Origin of the sequence: Xylophilus sp. GOD-11R (assembly GCF_033546935.1) — a bacterium.
In the GTDB taxonomy this organism is placed as follows: Bacteria; Pseudomonadota; Gammaproteobacteria; order Burkholderiales; family Burkholderiaceae_C; genus Xylophilus.
On record NZ_CP137854.1, the window covers coordinates 2,930,626 to 2,950,578 of the forward strand.

19 protein-coding genes and 1 tRNA gene are annotated in these 19,953 nt (G+C 65.9%); 4 read left to right on the top strand and 16 right to left on the bottom strand.

The genetic code is table 11. The features are described 5' to 3' along the window. Positions 1-62: 62 nt before the first annotated feature. Positions 63-737, top strand: a complete 675-nt coding sequence (locus tag R9X41_RS13695; protein WP_318631003.1) for a GntR family transcriptional regulator — start codon at positions 63-65, stop codon at positions 735-737. A 48-nt stretch (positions 738-785) separates the two neighbouring features. Here R9X41_RS13695 and R9X41_RS13700 read toward each other — a convergent pair whose 3' ends face one another. Genes R9X41_RS13700 through R9X41_RS13710 form a run of 3 tightly spaced genes read right to left on the bottom strand, consistent with a single transcriptional unit; the run spans position 786 to position 3,728 of the window. Then, a complete protein-coding gene (locus R9X41_RS13700; protein WP_318631004.1) occupies positions 786-1,778 on the bottom strand; it encodes a TRAP transporter substrate-binding protein in 993 nt (330 codons plus the stop codon). Positions 1,779-1,825: 47 nt separating this feature from the next. Continuing rightward, positions 1,826-3,088 carry a TRAP transporter large permease gene (locus R9X41_RS13705; protein ID WP_318631005.1) on the bottom strand — a complete coding sequence of 421 codons (1,263 nt, stop codon included), beginning with the start codon at positions 3,086-3,088 and terminating at the stop codon, positions 1,826-1,828. Between the two features lies 1 nt (position 3,089). Further along, complete coding sequence (locus R9X41_RS13710) at positions 3,090-3,728, bottom strand: TRAP transporter small permease (RefSeq protein WP_318631006.1); 639 nt, start codon at positions 3,726-3,728, stop codon at positions 3,090-3,092. A gap of 550 nt (positions 3,729-4,278) precedes the next feature. Between R9X41_RS13710 and R9X41_RS13715 the strand changes: the two genes are divergently transcribed. After that, a complete protein-coding gene (locus tag R9X41_RS13715; RefSeq protein ID WP_318631007.1) occupies positions 4,279-5,334 on the top strand; it encodes a PEP-CTERM sorting domain-containing protein in 1,056 nt (351 codons plus the stop codon). Positions 5,335-5,932: 598 nt separating this feature from the next. Here the strand turns inward: R9X41_RS13715 and R9X41_RS13720 are convergent. Together R9X41_RS13720 and R9X41_RS13725 are read right to left on the bottom strand one after the other, a co-directional pair. Continuing rightward, a complete protein-coding gene (locus R9X41_RS13720; protein ID WP_318631008.1) occupies positions 5,933-6,352 on the bottom strand; it encodes a DoxX family protein in 420 nt (139 codons plus the stop codon). A 349-nt stretch (positions 6,353-6,701) separates the two neighbouring features. Next, a complete protein-coding gene (locus R9X41_RS13725) occupies positions 6,702-7,922 on the bottom strand; it encodes an acyltransferase family protein (RefSeq protein ID WP_318631009.1) in 1,221 nt (406 codons plus the stop codon). Positions 7,923-8,294: 372 nt separating this feature from the next. Between R9X41_RS13725 and R9X41_RS13730 the strand changes: the two genes are divergently transcribed. Continuing rightward, positions 8,295-8,567, top strand: coding sequence for a site-specific integrase (locus tag R9X41_RS13730; RefSeq protein WP_318631010.1), 273 nt, complete (start codon positions 8,295-8,297; stop codon positions 8,565-8,567). A 361-nt stretch (positions 8,568-8,928) separates the two neighbouring features. Here R9X41_RS13730 and R9X41_RS13735 read toward each other — a convergent pair. The 5 genes from R9X41_RS13735 to tolB form a co-directional block, all read right to left on the bottom strand. Beyond that, a tRNA-Lys gene (locus R9X41_RS13735) sits at positions 8,929-9,004 on the bottom strand. 56 nt (positions 9,005-9,060) lie between these two features. Then, positions 9,061-9,792: a tRNA threonylcarbamoyladenosine dehydratase gene (locus R9X41_RS13740; RefSeq protein ID WP_318631011.1), complete on the bottom strand. Its 732-nt coding sequence runs from the start codon at positions 9,790-9,792 to the stop codon at positions 9,061-9,063. A 74-nt stretch (positions 9,793-9,866) separates the two neighbouring features. Next, positions 9,867-10,649 (bottom strand): tol-pal system protein YbgF, encoded by a 783-nt coding sequence (gene ybgF / locus R9X41_RS13745; RefSeq protein WP_412556604.1) that lies wholly within the window; start codon positions 10,647-10,649, stop codon positions 9,867-9,869. Continuing rightward, the gene (pal, locus tag R9X41_RS13750; RefSeq protein WP_318631012.1) at positions 10,649-11,176 is read right to left on the bottom strand and encodes a peptidoglycan-associated lipoprotein Pal; all 528 of its coding nucleotides are present in this window, start codon (positions 11,174-11,176) and stop codon (positions 10,649-10,651) included. Before pal ends, ybgF begins: the two co-directional genes overlap by 1 nt. Positions 11,177-11,265: 89 nt before the next feature. Then, positions 11,266-12,531: a Tol-Pal system beta propeller repeat protein TolB gene (tolB, locus tag R9X41_RS13755; protein WP_318635234.1), complete on the bottom strand. Its 1,266-nt coding sequence runs from the start codon at positions 12,529-12,531 to the stop codon at positions 11,266-11,268. A 217-nt stretch (positions 12,532-12,748) separates the two neighbouring features. Between tolB and msbA the strand changes: the two genes are divergently transcribed. Beyond that, positions 12,749-14,557 carry a lipid A export permease/ATP-binding protein MsbA gene (msbA, locus tag R9X41_RS13760; RefSeq protein WP_318631013.1) on the top strand — a complete coding sequence of 603 codons (1,809 nt, stop codon included), beginning with the start codon at positions 12,749-12,751 and terminating at the stop codon, positions 14,555-14,557. Between the two features lie 22 nt (positions 14,558-14,579). Here the strand turns inward: msbA and rng are convergent, their stop codons facing one another. The 6 genes from rng to hemF form a co-directional block, all read right to left on the bottom strand. After that, complete coding sequence (gene rng / locus R9X41_RS13765; protein WP_318631014.1) at positions 14,580-16,061, bottom strand: ribonuclease G; 1,482 nt, start codon at positions 16,059-16,061, stop codon at positions 14,580-14,582. A 67-nt stretch (positions 16,062-16,128) separates the two neighbouring features. After that, complete coding sequence (locus R9X41_RS13770; protein ID WP_318631015.1) at positions 16,129-16,740, bottom strand: Maf family protein; 612 nt, start codon at positions 16,738-16,740, stop codon at positions 16,129-16,131. A gap of 367 nt (positions 16,741-17,107) precedes the next feature. Further along, positions 17,108-17,575 (bottom strand): 23S rRNA (pseudouridine(1915)-N(3))-methyltransferase RlmH, encoded by a 468-nt coding sequence (gene rlmH, locus R9X41_RS13775; protein WP_318631016.1) that lies wholly within the window; start codon positions 17,573-17,575, stop codon positions 17,108-17,110. Between the two features lie 22 nt (positions 17,576-17,597). Next, on the bottom strand, positions 17,598-18,401 hold the full coding sequence (rsfS, locus tag R9X41_RS13780) for a ribosome silencing factor (RefSeq protein WP_318631017.1): 804 nt from the start codon (positions 18,399-18,401) through the stop codon (positions 17,598-17,600). Beyond that, the gene (gene nadD, locus R9X41_RS13785) at positions 18,401-19,096 is read right to left on the bottom strand and encodes a nicotinate-nucleotide adenylyltransferase (RefSeq protein ID WP_318631018.1); all 696 of its coding nucleotides are present in this window, start codon (positions 19,094-19,096) and stop codon (positions 18,401-18,403) included. Before nadD ends, rsfS begins: the two co-directional genes overlap by 1 nt. After that, a complete protein-coding gene (hemF, locus tag R9X41_RS13790; RefSeq protein ID WP_318635235.1) occupies positions 19,012-19,920 on the bottom strand; it encodes an oxygen-dependent coproporphyrinogen oxidase in 909 nt (302 codons plus the stop codon). The genes nadD and hemF overlap by 85 nt, the downstream gene beginning before the upstream one ends. Between the last annotated feature and the right edge of the window lie 33 nt (positions 19,921-19,953).

Sequence of the window (19,953 nt, forward strand, 5' to 3'; positions counted from 1 at the left end):
TAGACTAGACATATATTTAGCCGGCGCCCTGCCCCACTCTCGCGAAGCCCACGCCGAACCCCATGCCCGCCGCCGCCAAGCCCTCCCGCAGCAAGCCGCCCGCCAAGCGCCGGGCCGCCGACATCGCCTACGACAAGATCGAATCGCTGATCGCCCGGCTCGAGATCGCGCCCGGCACGCCGGTCGTCGAAGCCGAGATCGCGGAGATGACCGGCCTCGGCCGCACGCCGGTGCGAGAGGCGCTGATGCGCATGGTGTCCATCGGCCTGGTCGCCCAGCAGCCGCGTCGCGGGCTGGTGGTGTCGGGCATCGACGTGTCCGACCACCTCGACGTGGTGGAAACCCGCCGCGTGCTCGAACGGCTGATCGCCGCCAGCTCCGCCCGCCGCGCCACGCCCGACCAGCGCAAGGCGCTGGTGGCGGCGGCTCAGAAGATGGTGAAGGCCAGCGAGAAAGGCAACCTCGACGCCTACATGCACGCCGACCAGGAGCTCGACCACATCAACCACCTGGCCTGCGGCAACGCCTCGGCCGTGGGCGCCGTGCTGCCGCTGGTCGTGCAATGCCGCCGCTTCTGGTATGCCTACCAGCACGAAGGCGACATCGGCGAGGGTGCGCGTGCGCACCTGGCCATGGCCGAGGCCATCGCGTCGAGCGAGGAGACGGCCGCCGTCGAAGGTGCCGACCAGCTGATGAACTACCTGTCGCAATTCGCCCACCGCATCATCAATTCCTGATTGGCGGGCACGCCGGGCGACGTGCCCGGCGTGCCCCGGCTCACATGCTCAGAGGGTCGCGCCCACGGCACGCAGCTCGGCGATCTGCGGCGCCTTCGGCAGCCAGATCTTGTCGAAAGCCTCGATGGCCGGCTTGATGTCGAAGGCGGACAGGTCGCGCGTGACGATCGCCTCTTTCTTGAACTTCTCCAGCAGGCCGGCTTCGGTGGTGACGATGTCGTTGATCTGGAAGTCCAGCGCCTGGGCGGTGAGCTGGCGAATCAGGTCGCGGTCCTTGGTGTCGAGCGTTTGCCAGACACGGCCGGAGAACAGCGGCGCGAAGGGCATGAACAAGGCGTTCATCGGCATCATCACTTTCGAGACCTTGTCGAAACGCTGGTTCCACGAGAACTCCACGTCGGCTTCGAGGCCGTCGACCTGGCCGTTGGTCATGGCGTCGAACACGGCCGGCGTGGGGATGGGCGTGGGTGCGGCGCCGAAGTACTGGTAGAAGTCGCGGTAGACCGGCGTGGCGTTGATGCGCAGCTTCAGGCCCTTGAGGTCGGTCGGCGTCTTGATGTCCTTGGCGGAGAAGACCACCCGCATGCCGGTAATGCCCCAGCCCAGGCCGATGCAGCCGGTCTCGCGCGGCAGCACGTCGAGCAGTTTCAACGCGGCCGGGGTCTTGACCAGCTTGGCCACGGCCGGCGTGGAGCGCACCAGATAAGGTGCGTTGATCGAGGCCACGCTCGACACCCGCGAGCCGAGTTCGGCCGCCTGGATCCATCCCATGTCGAGGGCGCCGGACTGCAGCTGCTGCATCATCACCGACTCGTTGCCGAGCTGGCCCGAGGCGAAGACGGTGACCGTCAGCCGGCCATCCGTGGCCTTGGACAGCGACTCGCCGAACTGGGTCGCCGCACGGTTCCACGAATGGCCGGCGGGCGTGATGATGCCCAGGCGAAGCTCCTTGGCGGCGGCGGCGCGCGACGGGGTCACAAAAGCCAGGGGCGCGGCCACGGCGGCGCTGGTCTGCAGGAAGTTGCGGCGGTTCAGGGTCATGGAAAAGCTCCGTGAGAACGGTAGTGACGAGGACGAAAGGGAAAGGCTCAGAGCAGTCCCAGCGACAGGCTGGGGAACAGCGACAACATCACCAGCGCGACGCAGCTGATGATGAAGAAAGGCAGGGTGACGACGAACATGCGCCCGGGCTTGGCGCCGGTCACGGCGGCGGCCACGAAAAAGCTCAGGCCGACGGGCGGCGTCATCAGCCCCAGCACCAGATTGATCACGATCACCACTCCGAAATGGCGCGGGTCGATGCCATACACCTCCGTGGCGATCGGCAGCAGGATCGGCGCGGTCATAATCAGCCCGGGAATGCCATCGATCACGGTGCCGATCACCAGCAGGATCACGTTGACCAGCAGCAGGAAGGTGATCGGATCCTTGGCCACGGTCTGGATCCAGGCGGCCACCATCTGCGGCACCTTGCCGTAGATCAGCAGCCACGAGAACACCGACGCCGCCGCCACCAGGAACAGCACGATGGCCGAGTAGATGGCCGAGCGCAGCATGATCGCGCCGAGGTCCGAATACTTGAATTCGCGGGTGACATAACGCCCCACCAGCACCGCGCTCACCGCGCCCACCGCCGCGGCTTCGGTCGGGTTGGCCAGGCCGGTGAGGATGGAGCCCACGATCACCAGCGGGATCAGCAGCGTCGGGCTCGACACCAGCACCGTATGTGCGCGCTGGCGCAGCGTGCGTTTGGCGCTGCGCGGGTAGTTGTAGACGAGGCCCATGCAGGCGATCACCACGAAGAACAGCAGCGTCAGCAGAATGCCGGGCAGGAGGCCTGCGATGAGCATGTCGCCCACGGCCACCTGGGCCAGCACGCTGTAGACCACGAACATCACCGAGGGCGGAATGATCGGCCCGAGCATGCCGCCGTAAACCGTGAGGCCGGCGGCGAAGGTCTTGTCGTAACCCTGCTTTTCCATCTCCGGCACCATCACCTGCGACATGATCGCGACCTGCGCCGTGGCCGATCCAATGATGGAAGACACCAGCATGTTGGCCAGGATGTTCACGTAGGCCAGGCCACCCTTGATCGAGCCGACGAAGGCCATCGACAGGTCCACCAGCCGGCGCGTGATGCCGCCGCTGTTCATCACCTCGCCGATCAGGATGAACAGCGGGATGGCGATGAGGCCGTAACTGTCGACCCCGGCGAACATCTGCGTGGCATAGGACTGGAGCAGCACCGGCGAGCCGACGCTGTAGATGTAGACGATGCCCGACAGGCAAAGACACAGGCCGATGGGCACGCCCACCAGCATGATCGCGAGGAAAAAGATCGAGGTCAGCATCTCAGTTCACCGCTTCCGGGTTGGCGGCTGCGAAGGCCGGATGACTGCGCTGCGGTGCCAGGCGCATGTCTTCGAGGAGATTGGCCAGCGCGTGCAGGCTCATGCTCAGGGCGAAGATCGGCATGATGAGTTGCAGCACCCACATCGGCCATTCGAGCGTCTGCGTGTGCTCGGTGTAGAGAAAGTTGAAGGAGTCGGCCGCGTAGTCCTTGGCATTGAAGCCCGCGCGGGCGATGCCTACCGGGTCCATCCACAGCCAGCACATCGCCAGCAGTGCGACAGCGAAGATCAGTACGCCGGCACTGGCTATCAGCTTGGCGACGTGCACGGCACGCGCGCCCAGCTTGTCGGTGAGCATGGTCACCGCGAAATCCAGCCGCAGCCGGGTCATGGCCGACGCGCCGACGAAGGTCAGCCACACGACCGTGTACACCGAGGCTTCGTCCACCCAGTAGAGCGGCATGCCGCTGTAGCGGGTGACGACGTTGAGCAGGATGAGCGCCGTCAGCAGCGACATCAGGAAGGTCAGCGCGCGCCGTTCGAAGCCGAGCAGCGCGTCGGATGCGTCGAGCACCAGGCGCACGGGCACGGCGACTTTCGACAACGCGACGGGTGAAGTGGGACGGTCGGGAGATTCCATGGAGAGCTTGCGGTTCTGGAAGAGTTAGCGTAACGAAGCTGCAACGAAAAATACGATAAATATATTTATGGTATTCCCCACCGCTAGCAATTTGAATGCCTGCATCGGCATGAGACGCGCACCCCGCGCATGCCGCCTGGACGGCGGCTCGCGGCACCGCGGCCGGTCGCGTCCGAACGGCGAGCGGCTGCGCCGCCTGGCGGCCGGGGCACTGCCACGGTGCGCGGTGCACCATCGCCCGATCAGGCTTCAAACTGCGTCTTCTGGCCGCAGACGGATGGCGGAACGACCCGAGCAGACCGATGGGGCGACCCGTGCGGTGTCACATCTGCTGCCCGGCGTACCCAGAACTGGGTATTGCTGGCGCACGAACCCCTGCCGAGAATGCGGCACACCGATAGCTGAGTGGCTTCCCACTCCCGCCGATCCCTGGAGCCGGCGTGGCATCGGCCGCCGCTCGCGGCATCGACAGGGTGCCGGCCGCCGTGGTCGCGCTCCTGGTTCTGCAAGCGTCTGGTCGATCCACCAGGCCCGTTCAGGAGATACGCAGATGAGTACCCCTCCCCCCACGTTTGGGCGAATGGCCTTGTGCTCGCTGGCCGTCTTGGCCACCTGGGCCGCCGGCTCGGCGCAGGCGGCCTCCACGGCCGCCCACGCCCTGACCATCAGCGGCGTCGCCGGACACCCAGGCGGCGGCATCTTCGACTGCGCCACCTCGGGGCCATCGGCGCAGACATTGAAGTACTTCGGCAGCGCCAGCGTCGGCGTGCCCACCGAGGGCTACTCCTACTGCGGCCTCAAAGGGGGCGTACAGGACACCACCAGCAGCACCGGCCCCAGCGTGGCGCACCAGGACGTCACCAACGCCTTCAGCAACGGCACCCACACGCACACCTCAGACGCGGTGGCCGACTTCGGCGTGCTCAAGACCTCCAGCCGCGGCAGCTATGGCGGCAACGCCATCGGCGGCAGCGCCTACCACGCGGGGGAAGCGGCGGCTTACTCGTTCGAAACCCTGCCCACGCCAACCAACGCGGTGTTTGTCTCCTTCGGCATCGCGGTACACGGCACGGCGACCGCCTCCACCAACAGCCAGGTCATCACCATCCTCGACTACCAGGTCAATTCCGGCCCCATCTATTCGATGTTCAGCGCCAACCTGCGTGGCGGCGGCAGCGCGTCGGTGCGCGCCATCGGCAGCGACCTGCCGGGCTTCGCCACCTCGCTCAGCAGCATTGCCGGGTCGGGCATGGCGTATTCCTTCCTGGAGCAGGTCAACGGTGCCCCGACCTTCGATCTGACCCTGGCCATGCTGACTTCGGCCTTCCCCACCCACTCGGGCGGCACGGCCGACATCGACTTCTCCAACACCGCCCGCCTTGCCTCGCTCACCTTCTACGACGCGAGCCGCAACGCCATCGACTTCGGCACCATCGTCGGCGCCTCCGGGCGGTTGTACGACGCCGACGGCGTCCACCTGGCGGGCGTGCCGGCGGTGCCGGAGCCGGCCACCGGGGCCATGCTGCTGGGCGGGCTGGGCCTGGCGGGGCTGCTGGGTCGTCGCAGGAACAGTCGTCGGCGACCGTCGGATTCGAATCCCGGCTGAGTCCGGCCGCCCGATGCGGGCGGCATACGCATCGGCCACGACCGACGCGATGACCGGTCGACCCCGATGCGTCGCTGCGCCGCCCACCGTCTCGCCCCAGGTGTTCGCAGTTCCCGCAGACCGACAAACTCTGGCCGGTGATGGTGTCGCCCATCGGCGAGCAGATGAAAAGAATCCGCTGCGCGATCGCCTCCGGCTTGACCATGGTGCGCAGCGACACCTTGCCGAGAATCTGCGCCCGCATCTCCTCGTGTGCGATGCCCCGGGCCTGCGCCCTGGACGCGATCAGCCGCTCCTGGTCTCGAACGGCCCGATGAAGGACCAGCGAAAGCCCAGCCCGAACTTCATGACCTCGTCGAGATCGCCCCGTGCTGGCGTAGCCGGCTTCGTACAGGTTGAGCACCTCGTTGAGCACGGCGCCCTGGATGCGGTCGAGCAGGAAGCCTTCGATCACTTGCCGCACCAGCACCGGTTGCGGCCCCACCGTTTTGAAGATGGCCGTGGCGGCCGCCATGGAGGCCCCGGACGTCCACGGCGACGGGTGGCATGGAGCTGCAGCCCAGGGCGCCGACGCGTGGGTGAGAACCCGCCCTTCGAACTAGGGATGCGTGAAGACCCGGGCGCGGCGACGCGATGGGTCGGCCGTGCTCCAGAGAATCAAGGCCAGCAGTGCCACTTGCAACGGCAGCCGTACGACGAGCAGCCAATAGGGAACAGCCGGGAAGTCCGCCGCGTGTTGGAGCATGAAGACGTTTGCCGGCGTGACGGCCAAGGTGAGCACGGCCAGCCCCCCACCCGCCCAACGTCGAGTCCAGCGCCACAGGATGCCCATGGCGCCCAACAACTCCAGTCCGCCGGAGACCAGCACCACCTCACGGGGCCAGGGGATCCAGGCGGGCACGATGCGCATCTCTGCTTCTGTCGCCAGAAAATGCGCCAGTCCGCCCACGAGGAACCAGATGAATACAAAACTCAGGCCGGCTTTTTTGCGCCGGATGAGCGGGCGGGCGTCCATCATCAACTTTCCCATCGTTTGCGCCACTGTATGTGGGCGCCAATTTGGCCGGTGGCCTGCGGGTCGCCCAAGCTAGTGGTCTGCCCGGACGACGGCGCGAATACGAATTCCGAGCCGTCAGGCGTGCAGGCCCGGACGGGGCGTTACTGGGGGCCGGGGCGAGCTTCACATCGGCTTTGCCCATGGGGGTCATAGACCACGTCACCGTGTATGAACAGGGATGTGCGGCGCGCCTATTTAGATCCTTGGACCGCACACAATCAGCTTTTAGGCCGTAGCCCCGAAATGACGGAGAAATGTGCAGCCGAGCACATACGGCAATGCTGCGATCGTTGCAGCTCCTTAAAGTGAATCAGTCTATTGGCGATCCGACTTTGGTCAGAGCAGCGCGTTGCGCATCGCGCCGCGGACGCGAAGACCGAAGGCGCTGGCCCATCTTTATTCCCGGACTTTCGATTAATCTGAACATTAACGAACGCAGTAAAACAATAACGGGCACAGCAGCAAAAAGACCGATTAAATGACCTAATGCGTCAGGATTGTTCCGACCGCCCAGGCTCCAAAAGAGCGCGAAGAGTACAAGGCCATGAATCAGGTAGATGCTGTAGCTAATCTGTCCCAATGCTCTCGCGCACTTATTAGTAAACATGCCAAACGGATCTACCCCACAGACCACCCACAAAAACACCGCGCAAATTGCGACGAAATACAAATCCCTCACTACCAAGGACAAAAGAACCAAAAAAACTGGAATTAAAAGAGTGCGCCTGTTCGTGCAAAAAATCTTAACTCGAGCGGACCGCACAAGATACGCGGCCGACGCCCCAAAAACAAATGACATCAATCCGAAAGTTTTGTGATGCCTCGACAATATAAACACACCTAAACAAACCGTTATACACACGAGCAACAAAGGCTGTTTTCTGCGCAGAAGCATCAAGGCAATCAGTGGCATGAGCAGGTAGAACATCCACTCGTACGGCAACGTCCACATCACCCCGGCGGTAATATAGTGGGTTTCCGCAAATTCGTTGATAAGTGGTCGATAAGCTATTCCGTACAACAACCAGTGAGCTATGTGTTTGAACAGAGCAAAGAGTGATTCGTTGCGCACCCAATGTGTCGAGATGCCAGTGGCAACGAGCATGAGCAATATTACCGAGAGGTAAAGCGGCGTCAGCCGAAACAATCGGCCGACAAAAAAACCATTCCAGGACAAAGGCCGGCCAGTGGCTTTCGATTCGAGAATTTTACCGACGAAAAGAAAAGCCGTAATCATGAAGAATATGGCCACCGAACCAGTACCTACAAACTCCAGGAACCAAGACTCCGAAGGACTCCACACCCGTCCACCACGAAATTGCAGCCAAAGCATTCCGTGGTAAACAGCAACCGATAAAGCCAGATATCCGCGCAATCCATCAATCGTCGGATAAATTCCCGGCCTTTCCAGATCAACAATGCGAGTAAATCGCAAAATAAAATATATCGAAAGCCAAGCCAAACACAAGGACAGCCCAAGAACCAAAGAGTTTTCTAAACCTAGTGCCATGAAAAATACCCATTGCTGCAACTATTGTCGGTGACAGGAGGAGAAAACACCTAGCTTTTTCTTTGTAAATACGGAGAGCTGCGAGCGCAGCACGGACTTACGTACGGCCGGGACTATTCAGAGACGGCATTGCGACGATCCATGGAATCGAGTCGATTCGCCCCCGCGGCTCAGCCGCCTGCTTCGACGGTGAGGGGCGTGGGATTAGGCCGCAACGGTACTCCAACGGACCATCGAACCCACCGTGCGGCTGCCGCCAACGGAGTAGAGGTTCAGCCGCATGAATGCGTCGGTCGCCCTGCTGGCAACTTCGAAAACGTCGAACGTAGAACTCGGCATCCGCAGCAGCACCGAAGTATTCCGCTAACCAATAGGCGCCGGATTGCCGCATGTATGCTGCGCATCCAAGAGGTGATTGATCACGAGTGCGAGCCTATGTCCAGCCCTGCTGAAGTTAATCGCACTACAGGGAAACGTGGATTCAGCATGACCGGACAGCCGCTGCAGTTTGCCTTGCGCCTTGCCGATCTCGTGGAGCAGCGTCCCGCAGACGTTCATCGATGCAGCGAGTTGAACATCCGGGAAGGCGCACTTTCGTCCGCTATTGGGAAGACGCCGGCAAAGCCGAGGATTGCTATCGAGGGCGATCTGACCGCGCTGATCTGAAGAGATCTGTACTTAGAAAACAGCCGGAGAGGGCCAGGCTTCGGCTGCCGGTGAATGAGGACGGTACGCCGCCTGGCATCCATGCCGACCGATCCCGCTTCGATAAGGCGCATGCCGCAGCAGGGATGCCAAAGGTGGAACTCCAGTTCCGCGAGTTTCGCGCCAAGGCGGCAACCTAGCTGGATGATGCAAGTGGAACGAGGCCGCGCAGGCTCCACCGAGCTACACCACGGGGACGATGACAGCCGACTCGATCCGGCTCAGGCGGGCAGCAAAGCAAGCACGTCGCTCGAGTTTTACGCAACACAAATGAAAATTGCGGAACAACGTAGTGAACGCTGTTGCCGCAATCAAGTGTATTTGGTGGGACGTGCGGGGGTCGAACCCACGACAAACGGATTAAAAGTCCGCTGCTCTACCAACTGAGCTAACGTCCCGAGCTGCAGCGCTTGAGGCACTGCAGCAAAGCCCACGATTATAGCGGGCAAATTTCCTACTGTGCCAGCCTGTCGATGATGTAACCGGCAGCCACCATGCCGAAAGTGGCGGTCACGCTGACGGCCGAGCCGAAACCGTGGCAGTTGAGACTGCCATCGCCCTCGATGGCACAGGACGCGTCGGGCGGCGCCACGGCTTCGCGGCTGAAGACGCAGGTCACGCCGATGGTCTTGCCGTCTCGTGCTGCCGCGTGTTCCTTGCGAAGCCGGTAGCGGAGTTGAGCCAGCAAGGGATCGTGCGTGGTGAGGGACAGGTCGGCCACTTCCACCTTCTCGGCGCGGCGCTTGCCGCCGGCAGCACCGACCGTGACGAACGGCATCTTTCGCTTTTGACGATGGTTCGCCAACGCCCACGCGGCCATGGTCGTCTTGGCTTTCGCGTCGTCGCAGGCATCGACGACCGCGGTGACTCCGGGCGGCAGCAGGCCGAGCCAGTTCTCCGCGTCGACGAACTCATCGACGGCATCGACACGGCAATCCGGATTGATCTGCGCGATGCGCCGCGCCATCGCGGACACCTTGGCTTGGCCGACCGTGTCGGTCAACGCATGGATCTGCCGGTTGACGTTGGATTCGGCGACGTGGTCGAGGTCGATCAGCACCAGCCGCCCGACCCCGCTGCGCGCCAGCGCCTCGGCCGTCCAGGAACCGACGCCGCCAATGCCGACCACCGCCACGCAGGCCTGGCGCACGCGCCGCGCCCCTTCAACACCGTAGAGACGCTCCATGCCGCCGAAACGGCGTGCCGCGTCGACGGTGTTGTCGGTCTCGATCGGGTGCGGGGCCGGCGCTTGCACCACGCTCACTTCAGGCGGGCCAGGCGTTCTCGCGCAGCGGTGGCCGCCTCGGACTGCGGATAGGCCTTCATCAGGTCTTCCAGCGTTTTGCGGGCCGCCTTGGTGTCCTTGAGTTCGGCCTGGCAGTTGGCGATGGCCAGGGCCGCTTCCGGCGCACGCGGGTGGTTGGGCGCCTGTGTGAGCAGCTGCTTGAAGCTGACGACCGCCTCCTTGTAGGCTCGGTTCGCGTATTGCGAATTGCCGAGCCAGAAGAGCGAGGACGGCACGTAGCCCGACTTCGGATACTTCTGCACGAAGCCGTTGAAGGCGTTCTGCGCGCCGTTGAAGTCGCCCTGCCGGAACACGGCCAGTGCGGCTTCGTAGTCCTGCTTTTCAGCGGGCGCCGCATTGAACTGCGCACCGTCGACGGTGACCTGCGCCGGCTCGAACTGCCGCAGACGATCGTCCACGCCTTGCGCCATGTCCTTCTGCCGCCGCTGCAGATCGCTCACGTCGCGCTGCAGCTGCTCGTTCTGGCCACGCATGGTGGCCTGATCGGCGCGCAGGGCTTCGATCTGGCTCTGCAGCGTGAGCAGGCTGCGGCGCAACTCGGTGTTCTCGCCGGTCAGGCGGGTGATCTGCTGGGTGTTGCCGTCGATGCGCTGGCGGATCTCCAGGATCGCCCGGCGGGCCTCGTCGTCGTCGAACAGGCCGGCCTGCGCAGCGGAGCCCGCCGCCAGCAGCACCAGGGCTGCGGCAGCGCGCGCCACCACGGAGGGCAGCCGGGGCTGCAGGTGACGCATCGGCATCAACGGTAAGAAAACTCGGCGCGGCGGTTCTGGGCCCAGCCGGCTTCGTCATGGGTGGTGGAGGCCGGCTTTTCCGAACCGAAGCTCACGGCTTCGACCTGGCTGTCGGACACGCCCAGCAGCGTGAGCGCACGGCGCACGGCTTCGGAACGCTTCTGGCCGAGTGCCAGGTTGTATTCGTGGCCGCCGCGCTCGTCGGTGTTGCCTTCGATGGAGACCCGACGGTTCGGGTTGGCCTTGAGGAAGCGCGAGTGCTGCTCGATCATCGACTGGAATTCCGGCTTGACGGTGTAGCTGTCGTAGTCGAAGTACACGATGCGGGCGACGCCGACCGGGCCTTGCGCGGTGGCGGTGGCGTTCAGGTCGACGGGCGTCACGCCCGACTGGCCCATGCTCCCGCTGTTGGCGCCGGAGCCCGAACCCGCCGTGCCACGGTCTTCGACCGGTGCGTTGTCGAGCTTGACCGGCGAGCTGCAGCCGGCGATGAGGGCGGTGGCGGCGAGCGCCAGGGTGATTTGCTTGAACATGAGACCTCCTGAGAACCTAGGTATGGATATGACTGACAGAACGCTGGAAAAAATAGGGAGTCGATACGCGGGCGCCCGGCGCCGGCGTTTCAGGGCTGTTTCTGGAACGGGCCCCAGTCGGGTTCGCGGATGTCACCGCCCTGCCCGGCCAGCCGGGCCTTGATCTTGCCGTCGATGGTGGTAGTCATCAGGGCTTCGCGGCCTTGCTGGCGGGTGGCATAGATGATGAGTCGACCATTCGGGGCGAAGCTGGGGTTCTCGTCGTTCGAGGTGTCGGTGATGGAGTTGGCCGTGCCGCTCGAGAGCTCCATTACCTGCAGTTTGAAGGCCCCGCCGATGCGCGAGATGTAGGCCAGGTAACGGCCGTCCGGGCTGATGGCGGGCGAAATATTGTAGGTGCCGCTGAAGGTCACGCGCTCGGCGTTGCCGCCGCCCACGGGCATGCGGTAGATCTGCGGCGCGCCGCCGCGGTCGCTGACGAAATACAGCGAACGGCCGTCGGCCGAATAGGTGGGCTCGGTGTCGATGCCGGCGCTCTGCATCAGCCGGCGCGGCTCGCCGCCGGAGGCGTCGATGACGTAGAGCTGCGAGCCGCCGTCGCGGCTGAGCGTGACGGCGAGCGAACGGCCGTCGGGCGACCAGGCGGGAGCGCTGTTGGAGCCGCGGAAGTTGGCGATCAGGCGGCGCTTGCCGCTGGAGATCTCGTGGACATAGACGACCGGCTTGCGCGACTCGAACGACACATAGGCCAGTTGGCCGCCGCTGGGCGACCAGGCCGGCGAGATGATCGGCTCGGGGCTGGTGAGCGCGGCCTGCGAGTTCTCGCCGTCGGAGTCTGCTACCCACAGGGTGTAGCGGGTGCCGCCCTTGGTGACGTAGGCGATGCGGGTGGAGAACACGCCTTTTTCGCCGGTGAGCTTCTCGTAGATGAAGTCGGCGATGCGGTGCGCGGCCAGGCGCAGGTCGATCTGCGGCACGATGAAGCTCTGGCCGCCGAGGTCTTCGCCGCGTACCACGTCCCACAGGCGGAAACGCACGTCGAAGCGGCCATCGGCCAGGCGGGTCACGCTGCCTTCGGCCAGCGAATCGGCGCCACGCTGGCGCCACAGGCTGACGTCGGGGCGCGAGTTCTCGTCGAGCTCCACGCCGGCCGCGTCGATCGAGCGGAAACGGCCGCTGCGTTCCAGGTCGGCCTGCACGATGGAAGCGATCTTCTGCGGGCTCTGGCCCTCGCCCTTAAAAGGGGCGATGGCGATGGGTGCCTGCGTGAGGCCCACGCCCGACACCTCGACCCGGAACTGGGCCAGTGCGGGGAGTGCGGGGGCGAAAGTGAGCGCGGAGACGGCGAGGCCCATCAACGCGCGGCGGGGAACGAAAAACGTTGGGCGGGAAACGGTCTGCAGCACGGCGATAGGATTCTTCATAACAGGAGTGTCAGGCCGGCCGCCAGCCTGGAAGCTGGCGGTCCGAACGCGCAGCCGGATGTTACACATCGGCAGCCCCCGGCTGAAACAAAAGGTGTGGTTCAAAGTGACGTCTTGGTAACAAGACCCAACCTTAGAATCGCCGCACATGCAGAGTTCCAACGCCAAGGGCCGGCCGGCCAACGAGTCAGCGGCTGCACCGCCCACCCTCATCGGCCGTCTGCGGCGACTGGCTGTCTATTTCGGCCGCCACAAGTCCGCCTGGGTATTGGCGGTGGCCGCCACCATTGTCGCGGCGGTGACCGAGCCGCTGATTCCGGCGCTGATGAAGCCATTGCTCGATCGTGGCTTCACGCAGGGACGGCTGTCGCTGTGGATGGTGCCGGCCGCGGTCATCGGCCTGTTCGCGGTGCGCGGGCTGGCCCAGTTCGCGTCGCAGTACGCTCTGGCGCAGATCGCCAACAAAGGCATGTTGGCGCTGCGCCGCGACCTGTTCGAGCGTCTGCTCGGCGCGGAGATGGGGCTGTTCTCGCGGCAGTCGGCGAGCGCCCTGTCGAACACCGTGGTGTACGAAGTGCAGACCGGCGCCACGCTGGTGGTGCAGGCCCTGCTCGGGCTCTCGCGCGACGGCTTCACCATGGTGGCGCTGCTGGTCTACCTGCTGTGGCTCAACTGGCAGCTGACGCTGGTGGTGGGTGTGGTGATTCCGGGCGTGGCCTGGATCATGAAGACGCTGTCGCGCCGGCTCTACGCGGTCACCAAGATCAGCCAGCAGGCGACCGACGACTTGGCTTATGTCGTCGAAGAGAACGTGCTCGCCCACCGCATGGTGCGGCTGCACGGGGCGCAACAGGTGCAGAAAGGCCGCTTCGACGAGTTGAGCGCGCGGCTGCGCGGGCTGGCGATCAAGTCGACGATCGCCTCGGCCGCCATGACCCCGCTGACGCAGCTGCTCGCCGCCGCTGCCCTGTCGGCGGTGATCGTCATCGCGCTCTGGCAGGGCCGCGTCGGCGTCGACCCCAAGGGCGTGACGGTCGGCGGCTTCGTCGCGTTCATCACCGCCATGCTGATGCTGATCGCACCGATCCGCCGCCTGGCCGAAATCGCCAACCCGGTGACCCGGGGCGTCGCCGCGCTGGAACGCGGGCTGGCGCTGCTGGGTGATGTGCAGCTGGAGCCCGGCGGCCGGTGGCAGCCGGCAGGCGCCCAGCCGCCCGGCGAAGCGCTGATCGAATGGCGCGACGTGCGGGTGGACTACCGCGAAGGCACGGCGCCGGCGATCGACGGGCTGAACCTTGCGGTGCGACAGGGCGAGGTGGTCGCGTTCGTGGGGCCGTCGGGTTCCGGCAAGACCACGCTGGTGAACCTGTTGCCGCGTTTCGTGCTGCCCAGCGGCGGCAGCGTGCGGGTGCAGGGCCATGACGTGGCGGAGTGGCAGCTGCAGCCGCTGCGCGACCAGTTCGCCATGGTGAGCCAGGACGTGGTGATGTTCAACGACACCGTAGCCGCCAACATTGCCATGGGCCTGCGCCAGGACCGGGCACGACTGCAGCGCTGCCTGGAAGACGCCAACCTGGCCGAGCATGTCGCGCTGATGCCGCAGGGCATGGACACGGTGGTGGGCCACAACGCGTCGGAACTCTCGGGTGGCCAGCGCCAGCGTCTGGCGATCGCCCGCGCGCTCTACAAGGACGCGCCGATCCTGATCCTGGACGAGGCCACCTCGGCGCTCGACACCGCGTCGGAGCGGCTGGTGCAGCAGGCGCTGCAGCGGGTGATGCGGGGGCGCACCACGCTGGTGGTGGCGCATCGGCTTTCCACCATCGAGCATGCCGACCGGGTGGTGGTGATGCAGCACGGCCGCATCGTCGAGCAGGGCACGCACGCCCAGCTGCTGCAGGCCGACGGGCTCTATGCCCGGCTGCACACGCCGTCCGCGGGCGCCCAGCCGCTCTGAGCCGGGCGACCGCGAGGCCGCGCTACATCAGCACGATGTCGTAGTCTTCCGGCCCCATCGCCACCTCGGCCTGCAGCGAGATCGGCTTGCCGATGAAATCCGAGAGCCCGGCCAGATGCTGGCTCTCTTCGTCCAGGAACAGCTCCACCACCCGAGGCGAGGCCACCACCCGGAACTCGCGCGGATCGAACTGCCGCGCCTCGCGCAGGATCTCGCGCAGGATGTCGTAGGTGACGGTGCGTGGCGTCTTGACCACGCCGCGCGCCTGGCAGCTGGGGCACGGTTCGCAGAGCATGTGCGCCAGCGATTCGCGGGTGCGCTTGCGGGTCATCTCGACCAGTCCGAGCGGCGAGAAGCCCCCCGCCGAGGTCTTGACCCGGTCGCGTGCGAGCTGCTTGCGGAACTCGCCCAGCACCATGCCACGGTGGTCCTCGCGCACCATGTCGATGAAGTCGACGATGACCATGCCGCCCAGGTTGCGCAGCCGCAATTGCCGCGCGATGGCCTGCGAGGCCTCCAGGTTGGTCTTGAAGATGGTGTCGTCGAAATTACGCGCGCCGACATAGCCGCCGGTGTTGACGTCTATCGTCGTCAGCGCTTCGGTCTGGTCGATGATGAGGTAGCCGCCCGACTTGAGGTCGACCCGCCGCCCCAGCGCCCGGGCGATTTCCTCGTCGACCGTGTAGAGGTCGAAGATCGGCCGCTCGCCGGTGTAGTGCTGCAGCCGCGACGCGGTCGCCGGCATGTATTCGGCGCCGAAGGCTTTGAGCAGTTCGAGTTGCTCGCGCGAATCGATGCGGATGCTCTGGGTTTCCTCGCTGGCCAGGTCGCGCAGCACGCGCTGCAGCAGATTCAGGTCCTGGTAGAGCAGCGACTTGGGCGGCAGCCGCAGGGCTTCATTGCGGATGCGTCCCCAGGTCTTGCGCAGGTAGGCGATGTCCTCGGCCAGTTCGGCGTCGCTCGCGTCCTCGCCATTGGTGCGCAGGATGAAGCCGCCGCCACCGCCCTCGGCGCGTTCACCGGTCAGGGCCTGCAGGCGCGCGCGCAAGGCGTCGCGCTGCTCGGGCGGAATCTTCTGCGACACGCCGATGTGGTCGTCCTGCGGCAGGTACACCAGCAGTCGGCCGGCGATGCTGACCTGCGTGGAGAGCCGGGCGCCCTTGGTGCCGATGGCGTCCTTGATCACCTGCACCATCAGCGCCTGGCCTTCGAAGACCTGCCGCTCGATCGGCACCAGCGGCTGGGCCTGGCGCTGCGGCACTTCGCCCTCGGCATGCGCATGCCACACATCGGCCACATGCAGGAAGGCCGCGCGCTCCAGGCCGATGTCGATGAAAGCCGACTGCATGCCCGGCAGCACCCGCGACACCTTGCCGAGGTAGATGTTGCCGACCAGCCCGCGCTCCAGCGTGCGCTCCACGTGCAGCTCCTGCACCGCCCCATGCTCGATCACCGCGACTCGTGTCTCCTGCGGCGACCAGTTGATCAGGATGTCTTGCTGCATAGGTCTTGTTCTCTGTGGGCCACGACAAGGTCGCGGCAGCGCACGATGATGCCAGAGCCGCAGGCGCTCAGAGCGCGAAACCGGCAGCCCGCAGGAGCCCGGCGGACTCGAACAGCGGCAGTCCCATGATGCCGGTGTAGCTACCCGAGATCTGTTCGATGAACGCCGCCGCGCTGCCCTGGATGCCATAGGCGCCGGCCTTGCCCATCGGCTCGCCGCCGTCGACGTAACGGCGGATCTGCGCGGCGGTCATCGGCGCGAAGGTGACCCGCGATTCGCTCAACGCCTGCCAGCGGCGCTTGCCGGATTGCACCGCCACCGCGGTCAGCACGCGATGGGTGCCGCCGGCCAGTTCGCCCAGCATGCGGGCGGCGTCGCGAGCGTCCACGGGTTTTCCCAGGATGCTCCGGCCAGCGGCGACGGTGGTGTCGGCGCAGAGGATGGGCGCCGATGGCAGTCCGCGCCGTGCGAGCCGCTGCACCGCCGCGTCGAGCTTGAGCGCCGTTACCCGCTGCACATAGGTGCGCGGCGCTTCGCCGGGCAGCACCTGCTCCAGCGCCTCGGCGTCTTCTTCATCGGCGCAGGCCGTAAGCACGCGATGGGCGACGCCGAGCTGGTCGAGCAACTGGCTGCGTCGCGGGCTTTGGGATGCAAGGTACAGGAAGGTGGGTTTCGTCATGGCGCACGATGCTACCGGCGGCCAGCGCCCGTCGTGCGCTGGCGGTGACGGCCATCAGCCGATCGCCCCAGGCGCGGGCCAGCACGCGGTCGGTTTCCGGTGCGCGGTCGGCGGCTTCCTGGGCAGCCGCCATGCTCCGAGACCAGTGCTCCAGTTCCCGTCGCACCCGCTCGCGCACTGCCGGTTCGGCCTCTAGATGGCGGGCGCCATCGATGAAGGCGGCGAATGATTGGCGAAGGGCGAACAAGGCGCGCCCGGCGGGCGTCGACGGGGTGTGGGGCGGATGCATTCGCTCGATGCTCCGCAGACTCCGGCCGGCGCTGGCCGCCCGCCCGAAAGCCTGGCGCGGCGCCCGAAGCGCCCTCGCCTATTCGCGGTGGTAAGGGTGGCCGGCGTTGAGCGACCAGGCACGGTAGAGCTGCTCGATCAGCAGCACCCGCGCCATCGCATGCGGCAAGGTCAGGTCGGACAGGCGGATGCGCTCGTGCGCGGCGGCGCGAAAAGCGGGGTCGAGCCCGTCCGGGCCGCCGATCACCATCGCCACGTCGTCGCCTTCACGCTGCCAGGCGCTCAGGCGCGCGGCGAGCGCGGCGGTGGTGAGCGAAGTGCCCCGCTCGTCGAGCACCACGATGCGGGAGCCGCGCGCAATCGCGGCCTCAATGCGGCCACGTTCGGCGGCATACAAAGTCTCGAGCGTCTTGGAGCCGCGCGGCTCGGTCTTCACCGTCTTGATGTCCACCCGCAGTTCGGGCGGAAACCGCTTGGCGTAGTCGTCGTACGCGGTCTGCGCCCAAGCCGGCATGCGCTGGCCCACGGCCACGATCGACAGCTTCACGGGCTCGGCGCTTCCCGACGGATCAACGCGCCGACTTGCGCGCCGGTGCCTTGCGCGCGGCGGTCTTGGCAGCCGTCTTGGCGGCCGTCTTCTTGGCCGGGGCGCCGACGACCACGGTCTTGATACGCGTCTTGGTGGCGGGCGTCTTGACGGCGGGCGTCTTGACGGCGGCCGTCTTGGTCGCAGCCGTCTTGGTCGCGGCCTGCTTGGCCGGTGACAGCGCGCCGGACGACACCTGCTTGGCCGCCACCTTCCTGGCTGCCGGCGCCGCCTTCTTGGCGACAGCCTTGCGGCCGGGTGCGCGGGCGGCGACCGGTGCCTCGTCGGCAGCGGACTTCTTGCCCGCCGTCTTGCCCTCGGCCTTGCGCGCCTTGGCCGGCTTGGCGGCGGCCAGCGCGGCGGCCTCTTCTTCCTTGGCCGCCTTGGAGGCGGCGGCGGACTTGCCCGACGGACCCTTCAGGCGAACCGGGGTGTCGCCCCAGATCTCTTCGAGGTGGTAATACTGGCGGATGGCGGGCTGCATGATGTGCGCCACGGCGGCGCCGCAGTCCACGATGATCCATTCGCCGTTGTCTTCGCCCTCGGTGCGGGGCTTGTCGAAACCGGCTTCACGCACCGCGTCGCGCACACTGGCGGCCAGGGCCTTGGTCTGTCGGTTGGAGGTGCCCGAAGCCACGATCACCCGCTCGAACAGCGGCGACAGATGCTCGGTGTTGAACACCCGGATGTCCTGCGCCTTGACGTCCTCCAGTCCATCGACGATGGCGCGTTGGAGTTTCTGGACGTCTTTCTTGGCTGCGGTTTCCGTTTTGGGAGTGGTCGTCATCAGGCTGTGCGGTAGAGGTGGTGTTGGTCAATATAGCGCGCCACGCCTGGAGGAACCAGGGGGCGAAGGTCCTCGCCGCGGGCTGCGCGGTCTCGGATGTCGGTGGCACTGGTGTCGACGGTAGGCATGTCGATCCAGCACCATCGGGCGCCGGGTTCGTTCCGCCATAGCGGGCCCGACGCGTCGAAGGATGCTCCCGGCCGGCGCGCGATGGCCACCGTGGCCTGGGCGAGCAGGTAGTTCCAGTCGTGCCACGAAGGCAGCGAGGCGGCCTGGTCACCGCCGATGATCAAGAAGAACTGCGCCGCCGGCTGCTCGCTGCGCAGTTCGCGCAGGGTGTCGACGGTGTAGCTGGGGCCGTCGCGGCGCAGTTCACGCTCGTCGATGGCCGCGCCGGCGATGTGGTCGAAGGCCGCGTGCGCCATGGCGGCACGGTCGACTGCCGGCGACAGCGGGCGTGCCTTGTGCCAGGCGGAGCCCGTCGGGATCAGCAGCAGACGGTCGAGCCGCAGCTGCGCCGACGCCGCCTCCGCCAGGGCGACGTGCGCATGGTGCGGCGGGTCGAACGCGCCGCCGAAGATGCCGACGCGCAGGGGTTTTTCGGTGTGGTTCAGATCCAGTCCCGTGGGGCCAGAAAGGACTCGGCCAGCGCGGCTTCGGGCGAACCCGGCTGCGACTGGTACTGGTAACGCCACGCCGCCATCGGCGGCATGGACAGCAGAATCGATTCGGTACGCCCGCCCGACTGCAGACCGAAATGCGTGCCGCGATCCCAGACGAGGTTGAACTCGACATAACGACCGCGCCGATAGCGCTGGAACTCGGTCTCCCGCTCTCCCCAGGGCAGGTGCTGGCGGCGCGCCACGATCGGCAGGTAGGCCGGCAGGAACGCATCGGCCACCGACTCCACCATGGCGCGGTCGCCCACCTCGCCCAACTCGGCGAAATCGTCGAAGAAGATGCCGCCGATGCCGCGTGCTTCCTGCCGGTGCTTCAAAAAGAAGTAGCGGTCGCACCACGCCTTGAAGCGCGGGTACTTGTCGTCGCCATAGGGCTGCAGCGCATTGCGGCAGACGGTGTGGAAATGCACCGCGTCTTCTGCGAAGCCGTAGACCGGCGTGAGGTCCATCCCGCCGCCATACCAGCGCGTCGGCTCTTCGCCCGGATGCCCCGCCGAGATCATGCGCACGTTCATGTGCACCGTCGGCACGAAGGGATTGCGCGGATGAAACACCAGCGACAGCCCCATCGCTTCGAAAGGCGCCCCCGCCAGCTGCGGCCGGTGCTCCGTAGCCGAAGGCGGCAGCCGCGCCCCCCGCACATGCGAGAACCCGCACCCTGCCCGTTCGAACACCGCACCACCTTCGAGAATGCGGGTGATGCCTTCGCCCTGCAGCGCTTCGCCAGCCGGCTTCGTCCAGGGATCGGTAACGAAGGCCACATCGCCACCCGCAGCCGATTCGATCGCTTCCAGCGCCGACACGATGCGTTGCTGCAGAGCGACCAGATACCCGCGCATGTCCGACGCACCACCCACGGTCGGCGCCCCCGA

Excerpts from the sequence above, each read along its gene's own strand:
- R9X41_RS13695 (WP_318631003.1), top strand. The coding sequence starts at position 63 with ATGCCCGCCGCCGCCAAGCCCTCCCGCAGCAAGCCGCCCGCCAAGCGC.
- R9X41_RS13700 (WP_318631004.1), bottom strand. The coding sequence starts at position 1,778 with ATGACCCTGAACCGCCGCAACTTCCTGCAGACCAGCGCCGCCGTGGCC.
- R9X41_RS13705 (WP_318631005.1), bottom strand. The coding sequence starts at position 3,088 with ATGCTGACCTCGATCTTTTTCCTCGCGATCATGCTGGTGGGCGTGCCC.
- R9X41_RS13710 (WP_318631006.1), bottom strand. The coding sequence starts at position 3,728 with ATGGAATCTCCCGACCGTCCCACTTCACCCGTCGCGTTGTCGAAAGTC.
- R9X41_RS13715 (WP_318631007.1), top strand. The coding sequence starts at position 4,279 with ATGAGTACCCCTCCCCCCACGTTTGGGCGAATGGCCTTGTGCTCGCTG.
- R9X41_RS13720 (WP_318631008.1), bottom strand. The coding sequence starts at position 6,352 with ATGATGGACGCCCGCCCGCTCATCCGGCGCAAAAAAGCCGGCCTGAGT.
- R9X41_RS13730 (WP_318631010.1), top strand. The coding sequence starts at position 8,295 with ATGCTGCGCATCCAAGAGGTGATTGATCACGAGTGCGAGCCTATGTCC.
- R9X41_RS13740 (WP_318631011.1), bottom strand. The coding sequence starts at position 9,792 with ATGGAGCGTCTCTACGGTGTTGAAGGGGCGCGGCGCGTGCGCCAGGCC.
- ybgF (WP_412556604.1), bottom strand. The coding sequence starts at position 10,649 with ATGCCGATGCGTCACCTGCAGCCCCGGCTGCCCTCCGTGGTGGCGCGC.
- pal (WP_318631012.1), bottom strand. The coding sequence starts at position 11,176 with ATGTTCAAGCAAATCACCCTGGCGCTCGCCGCCACCGCCCTCATCGCC.
- tolB (WP_318635234.1), bottom strand. The coding sequence starts at position 12,531 with ATGGGCCTCGCCGTCTCCGCGCTCACTTTCGCCCCCGCACTCCCCGCA.
- msbA (WP_318631013.1), top strand. The coding sequence starts at position 12,749 with ATGCAGAGTTCCAACGCCAAGGGCCGGCCGGCCAACGAGTCAGCGGCT.
- rng (WP_318631014.1), bottom strand. The coding sequence starts at position 16,061 with ATGCAGCAAGACATCCTGATCAACTGGTCGCCGCAGGAGACACGAGTC.
- R9X41_RS13770 (WP_318631015.1), bottom strand. The coding sequence starts at position 16,740 with ATGACGAAACCCACCTTCCTGTACCTTGCATCCCAAAGCCCGCGACGC.
- rsfS (WP_318631017.1), bottom strand. The coding sequence starts at position 18,401 with ATGACGACCACTCCCAAAACGGAAACCGCAGCCAAGAAAGACGTCCAG.
- hemF (WP_318635235.1), bottom strand. The coding sequence starts at position 19,920 with ATGCGCGGGTATCTGGTCGCTCTGCAGCAACGCATCGTGTCGGCGCTG.